13 protein-coding genes are annotated in these 16,848 nt (G+C 34.2%); 4 read left to right on the plus strand and 9 right to left on the minus strand.

Going from position 1 to position 16,848, the window contains the following annotated elements; all coding sequences use genetic code 11:
- Positions 1–62 precede the first annotated feature (62 nt).
- The 7 genes from IMCC3317_RS17930 to IMCC3317_RS17960 all read right to left on the minus strand — a co-directional run bounded on the left by IMCC3317_RS17930 (position 63) and on the right by IMCC3317_RS17960 (position 6,680).
- The gene (locus IMCC3317_RS17930) at positions 63–887 is read right to left on the minus strand and encodes a thymidylate synthase (RefSeq protein WP_160130855.1); all 825 of its coding nucleotides are present in this window, start codon (positions 885–887) and stop codon (positions 63–65) included.
- Between the two features lie 315 nt (positions 888–1,202).
- A complete protein-coding gene (locus IMCC3317_RS17935; protein WP_160130856.1) occupies positions 1,203–1,661 on the minus strand; it encodes an RES family NAD+ phosphorylase in 459 nt (152 codons plus the stop codon).
- Entirely contained in the window at positions 1,658–2,254 is a 597-nt protein-coding gene (parS, locus tag IMCC3317_RS17940; protein ID WP_160130857.1) for a type II RES/Xre toxin-antitoxin system antitoxin, read from the minus strand. The genes IMCC3317_RS17935 and parS overlap by 4 nt, the downstream gene beginning before the upstream one ends.
- 153 nt (positions 2,255–2,407) lie before the next feature.
- Positions 2,408–4,165, minus strand: a complete 1,758-nt coding sequence (locus tag IMCC3317_RS17945; protein WP_160130858.1) for a nucleoside transporter C-terminal domain-containing protein — start codon at positions 4,163–4,165, stop codon at positions 2,408–2,410.
- Positions 4,166–4,178: 13 nt separating this feature from the next.
- Positions 4,179–4,826 carry a bifunctional nuclease family protein gene (locus IMCC3317_RS17950; protein WP_160130859.1) on the minus strand — a complete coding sequence of 216 codons (648 nt, stop codon included), beginning with the start codon at positions 4,824–4,826 and terminating at the stop codon, positions 4,179–4,181.
- Positions 4,827–4,920: 94 nt separating this feature from the next.
- The gene (locus IMCC3317_RS17955) at positions 4,921–5,889 is read right to left on the minus strand and encodes an electron transfer flavoprotein subunit alpha/FixB family protein (protein ID WP_160130860.1); all 969 of its coding nucleotides are present in this window, start codon (positions 5,887–5,889) and stop codon (positions 4,921–4,923) included.
- A 44-nt stretch (positions 5,890–5,933) separates the two neighbouring features.
- Positions 5,934–6,680: an electron transfer flavoprotein subunit beta/FixA family protein gene (locus tag IMCC3317_RS17960; protein WP_160130861.1), complete on the minus strand. Its 747-nt coding sequence runs from the start codon at positions 6,678–6,680 to the stop codon at positions 5,934–5,936.
- A gap of 165 nt (positions 6,681–6,845) precedes the next feature.
- On the opposite strand from IMCC3317_RS17960, the gene IMCC3317_RS17965 reads away from it, so the two are divergent.
- The 4 genes from IMCC3317_RS17965 (at position 6,846) to IMCC3317_RS17980 (ending at position 13,560) form a co-directional block, all read left to right on the plus strand.
- Entirely contained in the window at positions 6,846–7,823 is a 978-nt protein-coding gene (locus tag IMCC3317_RS17965) for a pyruvate dehydrogenase complex E1 component subunit beta (protein WP_160130862.1), read from the plus strand.
- A gap of 77 nt (positions 7,824–7,900) precedes the next feature.
- Entirely contained in the window at positions 7,901–10,423 is a 2,523-nt protein-coding gene (locus tag IMCC3317_RS17970) for a DUF5686 and carboxypeptidase-like regulatory domain-containing protein (RefSeq protein ID WP_160130863.1), read from the plus strand.
- A gap of 172 nt (positions 10,424–10,595) precedes the next feature.
- Entirely contained in the window at positions 10,596–11,123 is a 528-nt protein-coding gene (locus tag IMCC3317_RS17975; protein ID WP_160130864.1) for an inorganic diphosphatase, read from the plus strand.
- 118 nt (positions 11,124–11,241) lie between these two features.
- Positions 11,242–13,560: a sodium-translocating pyrophosphatase gene (locus tag IMCC3317_RS17980; RefSeq protein WP_160130865.1), complete on the plus strand. Its 2,319-nt coding sequence runs from the start codon at positions 11,242–11,244 to the stop codon at positions 13,558–13,560.
- A gap of 229 nt (positions 13,561–13,789) precedes the next feature.
- Here the strand turns inward: IMCC3317_RS17980 and IMCC3317_RS17985 are convergent, their stop codons facing one another.
- A complete protein-coding gene (locus IMCC3317_RS17985) occupies positions 13,790–14,281 on the minus strand; it encodes an SAM-dependent methyltransferase (protein WP_160130866.1) in 492 nt (163 codons plus the stop codon).
- A gap of 6 nt (positions 14,282–14,287) precedes the next feature.
- Complete coding sequence (locus IMCC3317_RS17990) at positions 14,288–16,792, minus strand: M48 family metalloprotease (RefSeq protein ID WP_160130867.1); 2,505 nt, start codon at positions 16,790–16,792, stop codon at positions 14,288–14,290.
- Positions 16,793–16,848: the final 56 nt, after the last annotated feature.

Genomic DNA, 16,848 nt, shown 5'->3' on the forward strand with positions numbered 1-16,848 from the left:
TACAATTCATTCTTATAAATATATCTATTTTTCATCATGATTATATTAGTAAAAAGGTAAATTTAAACTGCCACAGCTCCTTTAATTCTCGGATGCGGATTGTAATCAACCAATTCGAAATCTTCAAAAGTAAAGTCAAAAATACTTTTTATTTCAGGATTCATTTTCATGGTTGGTAATGGTTTTGGTTCTCTTGTGAGTTGTAATTCTACTTGCTCAAAGTGATTGCTGTAAATGTGTGCATCTCCAAATGTGTGAATAAAATCGCCTGCTTCATAACCACAAACTTGCGCCATCATCATCGTTAATAAAGCATACGAAGCAATGTTAAACGGAACGCCTAAAAAAACATCTGCACTTCGTTGATACAATTGACACGATAATTTTCCATCAGCTACATAAAATTGAAAAAACGCATGGCAAGGTGGCAATGCTGCTTTTCCGTTGGCAACATTTTCACTAAACGAAATTTTAGTATTTGGTAGTACGCTAGGATTCCACGCTGAAACCATCATGCGTCTGCTATCTGGATTATTTTTTAAAGTTTCAATTACTTGCGCCAATTGGTCAATGCTTTCGCTATTCCAATTTCGCCATTGATGTCCGTAAACAGGTCCTAAATCGCCGTTTTCATCTGCCCAAGCATTCCAAATTTTTACGCCATTGTCTTGTAAATATTTGATATTTGTATCACCTTTTATGAACCATAATAATTCATGAATGATCGATTTTAAATGTAATTTTTTCGTGGTTACCATTGGAAAACCTTCGCTGAGGTCAAAACGCATTTGATGTCCAAATACACTTTTGGTTCCAGTTCCTGTACGATCTCCTTTTTCATTTCCGTTTTCTAATACATGTTTGACTAAGTCTAAATATTGTCTCATGATGGTTTCTTTTAATAGCGTTGCAATACAATTTTGTAGTTTGTAAAAATAAAAAAAACACGTTGATTATGTACCAAAGCATTTGTATTTTATCAATAGGTTATTAACTGTTTATTATAATTATTTAAATTATCTTGAAGTCTATTTACAATTGAAGTTTGAGTGTTTTGCAGTGTTAACATCTTGCCTTTGGAATTGCTGCTGTTTATCAAATAGTTAATATGAAGTCTACATTCTTGACTCTAAAAGCGGCTTGTGCTGAGCAAAGTCGAAGTAAGCGGTCTTTCTTCTTTTAAAAAATATTAATGATATTGTTTATTTTTTGAATAATTTCCCTTGTATTGGAAATGCTAATGAATCTATTATTTTGACCTTATCAAAATCTTTATGGTTTGGATTTATTAGATAATTAAAGCATGAAGAAATCATTGCAGAAGGAACTTTCATCATCAAATATTCGTTTTCTTGAATAAAAAAATCTCCCAGTGTTTGTGTAACTGTTAATTGGTCAATCCATTTTTCGCTATCAAAAAATGATGCATCAACTACTAAATAATCTTCATCTGGAATCTCTATTCGAAGTAAAGAATAATTTTCAGGAATAAATGATGGTGGAAGATATTGATGCAATTCTACAGCGCACAAAGCTGGACTGTCAGACGTATACAACATTGGAATTCCAAAAGAATTCCAGCGATTATTCTTCTGTTTTCTAGAACCTTCGCCTGAAATATTAGTTGAATATTTGGAACTGCAAACCCTGTAAACAATCATACTAAATTACCTGTCTCAATTTTAAATAAATGCTCACGTAGCATATTAATTCCTTGAAACGTATCAACATAATCAATCGGAGCTTTACCTTGTAGTGATGGAGATTTATAGTTAAGCCATTCATCAACATTCTTTTCGTTTCCAAGCACACTTAAAGCGTATTCTATTAAGGTTAAAAATGACAAAAGTTTTTCAGATTTATTTTGATCAAGATTTTTTCTTTCTTTGATGATACTTTGCATAGTTCGCTCGCTGATTCCAATAATTTCCGCCCATTTATTATTGGGTAATTTCATTAAATCATAGATATTTTTGAAATTGTTGAATTTTATGCCGCTTCTTGCAGATTCAATAGCGTCCAAATCTGAATATGAAAATTGAATATGTACATCTTTATCTCTCGTTTTTTTAGCAAAAGAAGTTATAACTGCTTTGCGAGCAGCAATTGTTGCGGCTATATTTTTTGTTGAATATCCAACCTGATAAACACTAGCTTGTTCTTCTACAGCGACTGTTTTTGGTTGAATGATTCCATCGAATGCTTCTAAGAATAGCAACTTTGATTTTTCTTTATGTGAAGATTTATCTTTCATGAACAACGTTTTTTAAACCAGCAATTTTTCGTCTGTAAACGACAAGTTACTGTTTTGTTTTGTAACTACAAAAGAAGTACTAAACTTTAGGAGCCAAAGTTGTATAATTATAAATGCTGTTAAGAAATTAATATAGGTTTTGAAAAGAATTAATTACCCAATCAACATTCCTGCAATGGTAGCAGAAATTAAAGAAGCAATTGTTCCTCCAATTAATGCCTTGATTCCGAATTCAGAAAGTGTTTTACGTTGTCCTGGTGCTAATGAGCCGATTCCTCCAATTTGAATTCCGATAGAAGCAAAGTTGGCAAAACCACATAACATATAAGTTGCCATAATAATAGACTTATTATATGTTAAATGCACAGCATTGGTAGCGTCTTTTAGTTCTGCTAGTTGAATGTATCCAATAAATTCACTCGCAGCTAATTTGATTCCTAATAATTGTCCCATCAAAGACATATCTTGACTATCAATACCAATTAACCACATTAAAGGCGCAAATAAATATCCTAAAATAAATTCTAACGATAATGAATCATAAGGTGTGTTGGCGGCAATAATTTCATTAAGTGATGTGAAATGCCAATTTAGATGAATACGTTCTATAATAATTCCGTCAAAGCTAGCGACAAATCCTAAAATACCATTCAGCATGGCAATAAAAGCAACGAAAACTAGCAACATAGCGCCAACATTTACTGCAAGTTTTAAGCCTTCTGTTGTTCCGTTTGCAATGGCATCTAAGATATTAGAACCTATCTTTTCTTGAGATACTTCTACATTGTTATCAACTTTTTCTTGTTGAGGATATAACATTTTAGAAATCACAATTGCGCCAGGTGCTGCCATTACAGAAGCTGCTAATAAGTGTTTTGCATAAATTAATTTCAAAGCTGGATCGTCGCCACCTAAAAACCCAATGTATGCTGCTAAAACAGCTCCTGCAACAGTTGCCATTCCACCAATCATGACAAGCAAGATTTCGGAACGCGTCATTTTTTCTAAATATGCTTTTATAAGTAATGGTGCTTCTGTTTGACCTAAAAAGATATTTCCGGCAACGGATAAACTTTCAGCACCAGAAATTCCTAAGATTTTTGTCAAAACCCAAGCCATTCCTTTTACAATTCTCTGAATGATTCCTAAGTAGAATAATACAGAAGTTAGCGCAGAGAAAAAGATAATTGTAGGCAATACTTGAAATGCAAAAATGAACCCGAAAGATTCTATATTCATCATGCCACCAAATAAAAATTCGCTTCCCGCTTTGGTATATTCTAATATCTCAATGAATAATTTTCCAACTGCTTCAAATGCAGTTTCTACGAATCCAACTTTTAAAACTCCGATAGCAATAATTAGCTGAAAAACAAGTCCTACACCAACCGTTTTCCAATTGATGGCTTTGCGATTGCTACTTAATAAAAAGGCTATAATAAGCAATACTAACATTCCTAAAACACCTCTTATTAAACTCTTTGTACTAAAACCTTCACTTGGTATAATTTGTGAAGTATTTTCAGTAGAAGCGACAACTTCTTTAGCCTCAACTTTTTTCTCAAAACTATACGAAACACCTTTTTCATTAAATACTAAGGTAGAATCGGTAAGCGAAGTAATTTTGTATTTGCGAATGGTATCTGTTGGCGTATTGTAGTAAAAAACCAATAAATTATTTTGGTAGATGTAATCACCAGTTGCTTTTAAATTGTCTTTTGCAGCTAATTGATATTGAAATTCTCCAGCTTTTAACGTTAACTTATCAGCATTTGTAGTTGGAATGATGCTTTCACTTTGGGAGTTTTGGATACTGCTAAAATTCCATGTTCCATCAATTCCAGTTTCTTGAGCTTGTACGCTAAAAAGTACACAACACATCGTAATAATACTAACTACAAATTTTTGCATTTGAATAGGTGTTTTATTTTTCGTCTTTATTGGCTCTTTTAGAAATTTCATCTCTGAGTCTGGCTGCTTTTTCATAATCTTCATCAGCTACAGCGCCATCTAACATCGTATATAATTCTTGAATAGAGAGTGATTTTAATCCATTGTCAACTACACTTTCTACGGTATTTGTATCGTCGTCGTCAGGAAACAACTCATCAACGACAATACTTTCTTTTTCGGCAGCTTCTTCCTCTTCTTTGGAAGTTAACTTTAAGAAAATACCAGCTTTGTCTAAGATTGTTTTATAGGTAAAAATTGGTGCATCAAAACGAAGTGCTAACGCAATAGCATCGGAAGTTCGAGCATCGATGATTTCTTCAATTTTATCACGTTCACAAATAATACTTGAATAGAAAACGCCATCAACCAATTTATGGATAATGACTTGTTTTACAACCACATCAAACCGATCTGCAAAATTTTTGAAAAGATCATGGGTTAATGGTCGTGGAGGTTTTATTTCTTTTTCGAGGGCAATAGCAATAGATTGAGCTTCAAAAGCACCAATTACAATTGGTAACTTTCGGTCTCCGTCAACTTCATTCAAAATAAGCGCATAGGCTCCATTTTGAGTTTGACTGTATGAAATTCCCTTAATATTTAGTTTTACTAAACTCATTTGTCTGTTAATGCATTCACATAAAAAAAGGGCTGTCTAAAAAAAAGGATCACTCATTTTAGACAGCCCTTAGTTGGGCACAATTTAAAAAAAATTATGCGTTATTCGCTTTAAATTCTTTCAATTTTTCGATTAGCTGTGGCACTACTTCAAAAGCATCTCCAACAATACCGTAATCAGCTGCTTTAAAGAAAGGCGCTTCAGGATCTGTATTGATCACAACTTTTACTTTAGAAGCGTTGATTCCAGCTAAATGCTGAATGGCTCCAGAGATTCCAATGGCAATGTATAAATTAGCAGCAACTGGCTTTCCAGTTTGTCCAACGTGTTCTCCATGTGGTCTCCATCCTAAATCGGAAACTGGTTTAGAACATGCGGTTGCAGCTCCTAAAACATCCGCTAACTCTTCTATCATTCCCCAGTTTTCTGGACCTTTTAATCCTCTTCCAGCTGAAACTACAATATCTGCATCTGCAATTGTTACTTTTCCAGATACTTTATCTACGGAGTCAACTTTTACACCAAATAATGAATCGTCTAAGCTTGGCGCGAAAGATTCCACAGTAGCAGCACCTGAATTTTCAACCAATCCGAAAGAATTATTTGAAACTCCAACGATTTTTACATCAGAATTAATCTCTGTAATGTTGAATGCTTTGTTTGTAAATGCTGTTCTTTTTACTGTAAATGGATTGGTGCTTGTTGGTGCAGCTACAACATTAGATGCGTATCCTGCATGTAAGTTAATCGCTAAAATTGGCGCTAAAGTTTTGCTATCAGTACTTGAACTTACAATAACTACTTTTGCACCTTCTTTTTCTGCTGCTTGACGAAGTGTTGATGCGTATGCTTTTGCATTAAAGTCTTTTAAACTATCCGCAGATACATTTAAAACTTTATCAACACCGTAATTTGCTAATTCAGAAGCATCTTCAATATTAATTGCAACTGCGGTAACAGTTGTTCCTAATTGATTGGCAACTTCTTTTGCATATGAAGCAACTTCAAAAGCTACTTTCTTAAATTTTCCTTGTTCTGATTCTGTATATACTAAAACTGACATGATTTTTAATTTAAAGATTAAATAATTGAAACATTAAAAAATGATTAAATCACCTTTGCTTCGTTGTGAAGTAGACTAATTAATTCATCAATATTGCCTGCATCAACTAATTTCACAGCGCCTCTTGGAGCTGGTTTCTCAAATTTTACAGCAGTTGTTTCTTTTTCTGCGTCTGTTGGTTCTACGACATTTAATGGTTTTTTACGCGCCATCATAATTCCTCTCATATTAGGAATACGAAGATCACTTTCTTCCACTAATCCTTTTTGTCCACCAATAACTAACGGAAGTGATGTAGAAGAAGTTTCTTTTCCACCATCAATTTCGCGTATTGCTGTTGCGGCAGTTCCGTCAACTTCTAAATTAATACAGTTGTTTACAAAATTTGCACCGATTAACTCCGCTAACATTCCAGGAACCATTCCTCCATTGTAATCAATAGATTCTCTTCCTGCAATGATTAAATCATAACCACCATTTTTTGCAACTTCAGCTAATTGTTTTGCAACAAAAAATCCGTCTGTCGCTGCTGCGTTTACACGGATTGCTCCATCAGCTCCAATAGCTAATGCTTTTCGTAACGTTGACTCAGTTTCTGCGCCTCCTACATTTACAACATCTACGGTTGCTCCTTGCTTTTCTTTGAACCACATTGCACGCGTTAATCCAAACTCATCATTTGGGTTTATAACAAATTGCACACCATTTGTGTCAAATTTAGTATCTCCTTCCGTAAAGTTGATCTTTGACGTAGTGTCGGGTACGTGACTAATACACACTAATATCTTCATTGGTATTATATATTTTGTTAGTTTTTTTGAAATTTTTTACGAAGATACAGATAATTTCTTTAAAAATGTTATGCGCGCATAATAAATTTTAATCAAATCCGTGTCCTTTTATTTTTTAATAATAGTTACTTTTGTTTTTCACTTTTTTAAAATAACAACAATTGTATGAGAACAATACAGTTTAGAGAAGCGGTAGCTGAAGCTATGAGCGAAGAAATGAGAACTGATGACTCCATTTATTTAATGGGAGAAGAAGTTGCCGAATATAATGGAGCATACAAAGCCTCCAAAGGAATGCTTGATGAGTTTGGTGCTGATAGAGTTATAGATACACCAATTGCAGAGTTAGGTTTTGCAGGTATTGGCGTTGGTTCTGCTATGGGCGGAAATCGACCTATTATTGAGTTTATGACGTTCAACTTTGCGTTGGTAGGAATTGACCAGATCATTAACAACGCAGCAAAATTGCGTCAAATGTCAGGTGGACAATTAAATATTCCGATTGTATTTCGTGGGCCAACGGCTTCGGCAGGTCAATTAGGAGCAACACATTCACAAGCTTTTGAAAGTTGGTTTGCAAACTGTCCAGGTTTAAAAGTAGTAGTTCCTTCAAATGTATATGATGCAAAAGGTTTATTAAAAGCAGCCATTAGAGATAATGATCCTGTTATTTTCATGGAATCTGAGCAAATGTATGGTGACAAAGGAGAAGTTCCGGAAGGAGATTATACAATTCCATTAGGTGTTGCTGATATTAAACGTGAAGGAACAGATGTAACGATTGTTTCTTTTGGAAAAATTATTAAAGAAGCATACAAAGCTGCAGATGAATTAGCAGAAGAAGGAATTTCTTGTGAAATAATTGATTTACGTACAATTCGCCCGATGGATCAAGAAACTATTATAAAATCTGTAAAGAAAACAAATAGATTGGTCATATTAGAAGAAGCATGGCCATTTGGAAATGTTTCTACCGAAATAGCATTTCAAGTACAAGCGCAAGCTTTTGATTATTTAGATGCGCCAATTCAAAAAATAAATACAGCTGATACTCCAGCACCATATTCTCCAGTTTTATTTGAAGAATGGTTGCCAAATAAAAACGATGTTATCAAGGCTGTAAAAAAAGTTATGTACAAATAAAAAATATACATTTAACATGATAAAAGCTTCATCGGCATATTTGTTGATGAGGTTTTTGTTTTTAAATAGATAAAAATTTGAAGACTACACTCTATTGTTTTTTAGCACTATTATTTTGTTACACAGGATATTCGCAAACGAAAGTCAGCGGATTAATTAAAGATGCCTCAGGCGAAGCTGTACCTTTTGCGAATGTGGTATTTGAAAATTCCATAGAAGGTACGATTAGTAATGAAGACGGACGATTTTACTTAGAATCAGATAAAACGTATGATGTAATTATTGTTTCATTTGTTGGCTACACAACTCGGAAAATTACACTAGAAAAACGTGTTAACTACAAAATGGAAATAATCCTTGAAGAAGGCGAACAGCTAAATGCCGTTGTCATCGTTACTGGAAAGCAATCCAAAAAGAACAATCCAGCTATTGACATTCTACGCAAAATTTGGGAGCGAAAACGTTTCAATGGTGTTCGACAATTCAAGCAATATGCATATGATAAGTACGAAAAAGTAGAGTTCGATCTGAACACGATTGATAGTGCAATGATGAAAAGCAGACTGTTTCGTGGCATGGAATTCATCTTTCAAGAGCTTGATACTTCTCGCATTACAGGGAAAACATACTTGCCAATATTCATCAATGAAGCGGTTTCCAAAGTGTATGGAGACAATGAAATGAATAAGGAAAAAGAAGACTTAATCGGAAACAAAAATTCAGGATTTAGTAGCAACGAAACTATTACGGCATTCATCAAAGATTTGTACGCTGAGTATGATATTTATGATAACTATTTAAAGTTTTTTGATAAAAGTTTTACGAGTCCATTATCAAAAACAGGAATCAACACGTATAACTATGTATTGTCAGATACGGCGTATATTGATAACAAATTGTGCTTCAATATTATTTACTATCCGCGAAGAAAAAACGAACTTACTTTTAAAGGTGATTTTTGGGTGAATGATTCTACGTTTGCCATCAAAAAAATCAATCTTCAAGCAAGTAAAAGTGCCAATATCAACTGGGTAAAAGAAATTTACATTGAGCAGGAATTTGATGTGGTAAATGATTCTGTCTTTCTGCTGAAGCGAGATTATATGTTGTCTGATTTCGCATTAAACAAGAAAGAAAAATCAAAAGGTGTCTACGGAAAACGTACCACTTTATATGATAATTACGTATTTGACGAAAAAAAACCGAACGATTTCTACAGTCAAGAAATCAATCCGTTTAACGAAGAAATTTACGAACGCGATGAAGCTTTTTGGGATGCCAATCGAATGGAAAGTTTGAACAAAGACGAAAAAGGTGTTTACAAAATGTTGGATACGTTAAAAACAGTTCCAAAATTCAAACGTTTATACAGTTTAGCTTCAATTTTAGCTTCTGGTTATGTAGAATTTGACCAATATAATTTAGATTATGGACCAATATTTTCAACCTTCGGATTCAATGATGTAGAAGGAATTAGATTGCGCGCCGGAGGAAGAACGTATTTTGGACCAAACGATAAATGGCGAATTGAAGGGTATGGAGCGTACGGTTTTAGAGATGATAAATTCAAATATGGAATCTCTGGAAAGTGGCTTTTAAATCCTAAAAATAGATTGATTATCTCTGGTGGAAATCGGCGCGATGTAGAACAAACAGGCGTCAGTTTAACTACAAATGATGATGTTTTGGGACGAAGTTTTGCTTCTTCCGCATTATTTGCGAGTGGAAATAGTGATCGATTGACAGACATTAATCTGACAACAGTTGCTGTACAAATGGAGCCTTGGAAAAATGTAACGATGAGTTTTGGAAGTTCTTATAAAACAACAAAATCCGCTTCGCCAGAAACCTTTAGTTTATCCTATATAGATACAAATTCTCCAACAGGAATTGCAGATGAATTAAGACAATCAGAAGTAAATTTTGCGATTGATATTACACCAGGAAAAAGAACCATTCGTCATGGAGTGGAACGTAAAATTGTAAATGATGATTTTCCACGCATTTTCTTAAAATACAGTAAAGGTGTTGAAGGAGTATTAAATAGTGATTTCAACTATTCCAAAGTTCAATTATTCTACCGACAACCATTTCAATTAGGCGGTTTTGGACGCACATACACAACCTTAGAAGTTGGAAAAACGTACGGAGATGTTCCACTTAGTTTATTGAGTGTTGTACCAGGAAATCAGGCATATTTCTCTATTTACAATACATTTTCTCAACTAAACTATTACGAGTTTGTGACAGATACGTACGCGTCATTACATATAGAGCATAACTTTAACGGACGTATATTTTCAAGAATTCCATTCTTACGAAAACTAAACTTACGAGAAATAGTTGGGATTCGTGGAGTTTGGGGAGAAATTTCAAATGAAAATGTTGCCATGAATACGCCAGCATTTCAAAGTTTGCCATTTAGTAGTATTACGCCTGACGGAATTGCGCCTAACAAAGAAATTTATTGGGAATATTCAGTTGGAGTCGGAAACATTTTTAAAGTATTTCGGATTGATTTTAACTTCCGTGGAAACTACAAAAACAACATTGACGCGCGACAATTTGGAGTTACAGGCGCATTTGGATTTCACTTCTAGAAGAAAAAATAAAATACATTATACCAAATAAATTCAATCAGTCATTCTGAAGTTTATTTGGTATTACAAGTTCGCTTTTTTCTTTAAATTATAACACTTCTTAATTTGTGAATCAGAGCGATTTACGTAAATTTGCACCCGATTTCAGAAAAACGAATAAGAAAAGAAGATTATGACAGCGAAAGAGAAAATTACATTTGATGCACTCATTGAAATTCCAAAAGGAAGTAGAAACAAATACGAATATGACTTTGATTTAAAAAAAATCAGATTCGACAGAATGTTGTTTTCATCAATGATGTATCCTGGAGATTATGGCTTCATTCCTGAAACGCTTGCGCTAGATGGAGATCCGTTAGATGTATTGGTATTAGGAACAGAACCTACATTTCCAATGTGTGTCATGGAAATAAAACCAATTGGAGTTTTCCACATGGCAGATGAAAAAGGACAAGATGAAAAAATAGTATGTGTTCCTGTAAGTGATCCAATCTGGAATAGCTACAACGATATTGACGATTTGAATCCGCACAGAATCAAAGAAATTACACACTTCTTCCAAGTATACAAGGACTTAGAAAAGAAAAAAGTTGATGTTGGCGGTTGGGGAAATGCTGCAGAAGCATACGAAATTGTTGACAAATGTATCGAGCGTTACGAAGCTAGCGAACACAAAAAAAACGGCAACTTTACCATATAAAGAAAACAATACCTTACAAATGTTTATAAAAAACCTTCTAAATCGATTTAGAAGGTTTTTTATTCTCCTTGATTTTGTTACATTTACGCCGCTAAATAACAAAATCAAACAGAAAAATATGGAATCAATGATGATTTATATGCCAATAGCAGCAGCTTTGCTAGGCTTAATCTATATGCTTATTAAAAGGTCTTGGGTTATGAAACAAGATGCCGGAGACGGAAAAATGAAAGAGATTTCAGATCATATCTACGAAGGCGCATTGGCGTTCTTAAATGCAGAATATCGCTTATTAGCAATATTTGTAGTAATTGTAAGTATCGCTTTATTTGTTGTCTCTGTATTTGTAGAAACAACACACTGGTTAATTGTAATCGCATTTATATTCGGAGCTATCTTTTCTGCATACGCAGGAAACGTAGGAATGAAAATCGCAACCAAAACAAACGTACGAACTACACAAGCAGCACGTACAAGTTTGCCAGACGCACTAAAAGTATCTTTTGGTGGTGGAACTGTAATGGGACTTGGAGTTGCTGGCTTAGCTGTTTTAGGACTAACAGCATTCTTTATCTTTTTCTACCAATATTTTATGGGAGGAGTTTGGACTGCAACTGGAACTAAAGATATGACGGTCGTATTAGAAACACTAGCAGGATTCTCTCTAGGAGCTGAATCAATTGCATTATTTGCACGTGTTGGTGGAGGAATCTATACAAAAGCAGCCGATGTTGGAGCAGATTTAGTTGGAAAAGTAGAAGCAGGAATTCCTGAAGATGATCCAAGAAATCCAGCAACAATTGCAGATAACGTTGGTGACAACGTTGGAGATGTTGCAGGAATGGGCGCAGATTTATTCGGTTCATACGTAGCAACTGTATTAGCTGCAATGGTATTAGGGAACTATATCATTAAAGATATGGGCGGAAGTATTTCTGATGCTTTCGGAGGAATTGGACCTATATTATTACCAATGTCAATTGCAGGAGTAGGAATTATTATTTCTATGATCGGAACAATGTTGGTGAAAATAAAAAGTAATGATGCGAAAGAAACTCAGGTAATGGGCGCATTAAATGTTGGAAACTGGGTATCAATTGTGTTAGTAGCAATTGCTTGTTTCGGATTAATTAAATTTATGTTGCCAGAACAAATCGCAATGAAATTTTTTGGTGAAAACTTAAATGAAGCTGGAAAATCTATGCCAATAGTTATAGACTCTATGCGTGTATTCTATGCAACGTTAGTTGGATTATTTGTTGGTGGAGTAATTTCATCAATCACAGAATACTATACAGGATTAGGTAAAAAACCAATCTTAAAAATTGTACAACAATCGTCTACTGGAGCAGGAACAAATATTATTGCAGGTTTGGCAACAGGAATGATTTCTACGTTTCCATCAGTACTTTTATTTGCAGCAGCAATTTGGTCATCATACGCATTAGCAGGATTCTACGGAGTTGCATTAGCAGCTTCTGCAATGATGGCAACAACAGCAATGCAATTAGCAATTGATGCTTTCGGACCTATCGCAGATAATGCAGGTGGTATTGCTGAAATGAGTGAACAAGAACCAATCGTACGAGAACGTACAGATATCTTAGATGCAGTAGGAAATACAACAGCAGCAACAGGAAAAGGATTTGCTATTGCTTCTGCGGCGTTAACATCATTAGCATTATTTGCTGCGTATGTAACGTTTACAGGAATTGACGGAATCAACATTTTCAAAGCGCCAGTATTAGCAATGTTATTCGTTGGTGGAATGGTGCCAGTAGTTTTTTCTGCTTTAGCAATGAATGCAGTAGGGAAAGCAGCGATGGAAATGGTAGAAGAAGTGCGTCGTCAGTTTAGAGAAATTCCAGGAATAATGGAAGGAACTGGGAAACCAGAATATGACAAATGTGTAGCAATCTCTACAAAAGCATCGTTAAAAGAAATGATGTTACCTGGAGTGCTAACCATAGGTTTTCCATTAGCAATTGCTTTTATTCCAATGATTTTTGGAATGAATCATTTAGCGATCGCAGAAATGTTAGGTGGATATATGGCAGGAGTTACCGTAAGTGGTGTACTTTGGGCAATATTCCAAAACAACGCTGGTGGCGCTTGGGACAACGCTAAAAAATCTTTTGAAGCTGGTGTTGAAATCAACGGAGAAATGACGTTTAAAGGTTCTGAAGCACACAAAGCTGCTGTAACTGGAGATACAGTTGGAGATCCTTTCAAAGATACTTCTGGTCCATCAATGAACATCTTAATCAAATTAACATGTTTAATTGGTTTGGTAATTGCGCCAATCTTAGGAGGACATTCTGATGAAACTATAACAGCAGAAGAAGTAAACAAAAATGTAATTCAAGTGAATGTTGAAGATACTACTGAAAATAATGTAGCATTGAATGTTATCACACTAAAAGAAGAGAATTTATAAAGAATTCAAACTCATATATTCGAAAAGCTGTAATTGTAAAATTGCAGCTTTTTTGTTTTAATAACAGTTTTACAAAACTCAAAAAAAACCATTCTCGATACATTTTTTTATCAAAAAATACTCGAATTGACGTTTTTTGAATTAGAAAAGCATCAAATGGAGAATATATGTTTCTCAAATATAAGCATTAAGTCTAAAATCTTGAATCTAAAAGCGTAGCGGTCTTGAATCATTTTTTACAATACAAATAAAACGTAAAATGAATCGCTTCTTTTGATACAAAAGGAATCACTTTCTCAGCTTCCCAACCTGGAATATCAAAATCATGTGTTACAATTCGCGCGCCAACAGGCAATTCGTTTTCCAATTTCAACGAAAGTTGACCCAACATATTACGAGTTAAATATAAAATTAACGCATCAATTTTAGAAAAATCTGCATCAAAAAAGTCTTTTTTTATAATTTCTATGAAATCGGTTGCGCTTGCTTTTTTAATATTTTCAGAAGCAGCTTTCAATGCTGTTGGTAATATTTCATAACCAATACAAGTTACCTTTGCCATTTTTGAAGCTGCAATCAAATTTCTGGCATCGCCACAACCTAAATCAACAAGTGTTTCGCCATCTTTCAAATCTAAAAGGCGTAATTTTTCTAACACAACTTCTTCAGGTGTCAGCTCATAAGGTTCGCCCGCTGGTGTAAATAAAGTTTGTGATTTCATATAAGTTTATGCTGAATGCAATTGTTTTTTTAAAGTTTCAAAAGTATCTGATAAATAGAAAGCGCACATACTTTTCAATCGGATAATTAATTCTTGATGGACAAACTCGCCATTTTCATTCGTTCGAGCCAAAAAAGCCTCTACACCATATTGCGAAATAATGTGACAATCTTGTTCAAAAGTAGGCGTGCCAACTAACAAACCTTTCACAGCAGCTTTTAAATCGTCACAAAATAATAGTGCAACTTTATCCGCCACAATTTCCATCAATCGCGAAGTAATCAGTAAATTTTGAGAATCATTGCTTTGCGATGTATCTCGACTAAAAGGATTCAAATTAAATTTGTCACTAACGTCCATAATTCCTTGTCCTTTATCTGCAACACTTGCCACTTGTTCCACACGATTTATGATTTTTCCGTATTTTTCTACGTTTGCAATATTTCCAAAAATTGCACCAATATTTCCAACAAAAGGCAACACCGTTAATAACATACTTACCACGGTAAATCCTTTATCAGCCGCGCCGCGCCAAACATCGGTTGAGGTAATTTTAGAATGTTCAAAATACATATGCGCCAATTCAATTGCAATTAAAAAAGTCAATGCGTTTATCTCTAAATACCGAACATTTTCTTTGTCTAAAAAGTCAATTCCAATCACAAGAAAAGACGGTTTTCCTTCCACGCCAATTACCGAAGTTTCATAAGTGCCGCGCCCAATATAACATTCAGGAACGTTGATTTGCAACGCATAACAAATCGCGGTAACGCGTTTCATAATTTCTGGATGATTATGTGTGTTTAATCGATCTGAAAAAGAAATAACCGATTCATAATCTGGCGGATTCAGCGCAGCAATAAAATTATTCAACGAGTCAAAAAATCCTGACGCATTTTTAAAACAACTTGGCACAACTTCTTTCAAAACTTCTTTCTTTTCAAGTCGTTGATAATCGGTTGAAATTTCGGTTTCATTCGTCACTAAATCTTTCGCAAGCAAAACCTCTCTAATTGTTTTTGCCTTTTGTTCATATGCCAAATGTGCTGCTAACGCGTTGATTCGAGTATGCACTAATGGTTGTAATTCCGCAAGTCTGTGAACTGTTTCAGAAACATCATCATTCAATTTTTTTTGAATATATAAAATGGATTCTAAAATGGTAATTTTCAACTGTTGTCCGCCTTCTCCTTCCAAAAGATTGGTCGTATTTGTTGGTAACAAATCAATAATACTATCATCTGGCAATGTTTCGTAAATTGTTCTATATAAGGAAATTGCTTCTGTAAATCGTTCCGCATTCGTTAGATGTTTGGCATAATTCAGATTAAACTCAAACACAACTTCGGCTTTCTTTTCTTTTTCAAGGAATAACGCATACATATAGTCGTGAAATGCAATCGTATATTTGGCAGTTGCCTTTTTTTGAAGCGGTTGTAAAATGTTTAGAAACTTCTTTTTTTCAGCATAGGAAAGATTCCAATCTTCCGTAATTAAGATTAAATTTTCGCCAAAAGTTTCCTGTGCATTTGCATGTTTTGTGAAAATTCCCAACACTATTTCTTGCTGCGTAGTATCAATTTTTAATCGTTTTAAATGTGGAATCAACGTTGCTTTCAATTCATTCAATAACAAATCTGAAGTCGTACTTTGTAATTGAAATAAACGCGAAGCCAATTGCAAATGAATGTCTTTTTTGTTGTATTTCTTCACTAAAATATCTGCAAAAATTGCCAAGCGATTTCCTGTATTTTCAATCACTGGTAATAATTCACGATATAAATAATCATTCATAAATTCGGTGTAAAAAGACAGCGAATCTGTGGTAATTAAATCTTTTCCTGTTTTATTTTCAATCGTAAAGCTTTCGCTAGAAATGTCAATCAACTCCATAATGTCATCTGTTGATTTTCCAATTAGAAACGTTCGTTTAGAAGTCAACATAAAGTACCAAGAAGTATTTTTTGGAGCTACTTTTTCGGTAGTTTGAAACGTTACTTCACTAATTCCCAAAATACTCAATACACATTCTGTATGTTCTAATTGATGAAAGATGAAATTCTGCGTTTCCAAATCAACCGATTGCACAAACGAAACGGCTTCTTCATTGGCAAGCGCATATAAATGATCGTTTTGAAGTGCTAACAAATGCTTCTGTAAGTGTATAAAAAATGCTTGTTTCTTTAAATCAAAATCGGCTGCTTTTTTAGTTTCTTCATACGAAGAAAGATCAATTTCTACACGTTCTGCAATGACATAAATACTAGTTTCATTCTGAATGTATTGCAATCGCGTTGTTGTAACAATTCTTTTCTTTTCGTTGGTTTCTAAATTCGTGTCAACGGTAAAACCATTGGAAATCCTCTTGAAAATCAGCTTAGTTTGTGATTCAGTTTCGTGAAAAGCAGCCAACGATGTTTGTAAATCGTACACTGAAAAATTACGAGAAACATATAATTTTGCAATTGTTTTTTTGTTTTCGTCTTTAGTTCCTTTAAAAAAGTTGAGCATAGGTGTGAAAAATAACTTTGAGAATAGAAAAATAAACAATTTTGAGCAGAATTGAC

Origin of the sequence: Kordia antarctica (genome assembly GCF_009901525.1) — a bacterium.
In the GTDB taxonomy this organism is placed as follows: domain Bacteria; phylum Bacteroidota; class Bacteroidia; order Flavobacteriales; family Flavobacteriaceae; genus Kordia; species Kordia antarctica.

What these genes read in the sequence shown, in the direction of transcription:
- IMCC3317_RS17930 (WP_160130855.1), bottom strand. Translation starts at nt 887, where the DNA reads ATGAGACAATATTTAGACTTAGTCAAACATGTATTAGAAAACGGAAAT.
- IMCC3317_RS17935 (WP_160130856.1), bottom strand. Translation starts at nt 1,661, where the DNA reads ATGATTGTTTACAGGGTTTGCAGTTCCAAATATTCAACTAATATTTCA.
- parS (WP_160130857.1), bottom strand. Translation starts at nt 2,254, where the DNA reads ATGAAAGATAAATCTTCACATAAAGAAAAATCAAAGTTGCTATTCTTA.
- IMCC3317_RS17945 (WP_160130858.1), bottom strand. Translation starts at nt 4,165, where the DNA reads ATGCAAAAATTTGTAGTTAGTATTATTACGATGTGTTGTGTACTTTTT.
- IMCC3317_RS17950 (WP_160130859.1), bottom strand. Translation starts at nt 4,826, where the DNA reads ATGAGTTTAGTAAAACTAAATATTAAGGGAATTTCATACAGTCAAACT.
- IMCC3317_RS17955 (WP_160130860.1), bottom strand. Translation starts at nt 5,889, where the DNA reads ATGTCAGTTTTAGTATATACAGAATCAGAACAAGGAAAATTTAAGAAA.
- IMCC3317_RS17960 (WP_160130861.1), bottom strand. Translation starts at nt 6,680, where the DNA reads ATGAAGATATTAGTGTGTATTAGTCACGTACCCGACACTACGTCAAAG.
- IMCC3317_RS17965 (WP_160130862.1), top strand. Translation starts at nt 6,846, where the DNA reads ATGAGAACAATACAGTTTAGAGAAGCGGTAGCTGAAGCTATGAGCGAA.
- IMCC3317_RS17975 (WP_160130864.1), top strand. Translation starts at nt 10,596, where the DNA reads ATGACAGCGAAAGAGAAAATTACATTTGATGCACTCATTGAAATTCCA.
- IMCC3317_RS17980 (WP_160130865.1), top strand. Translation starts at nt 11,242, where the DNA reads ATGGAATCAATGATGATTTATATGCCAATAGCAGCAGCTTTGCTAGGC.
- IMCC3317_RS17985 (WP_160130866.1), bottom strand. Translation starts at nt 14,281, where the DNA reads ATGAAATCACAAACTTTATTTACACCAGCGGGCGAACCTTATGAGCTG.
- IMCC3317_RS17990 (WP_160130867.1), bottom strand. Translation starts at nt 16,792, where the DNA reads ATGCTCAACTTTTTTAAAGGAACTAAAGACGAAAACAAAAAAACAATT.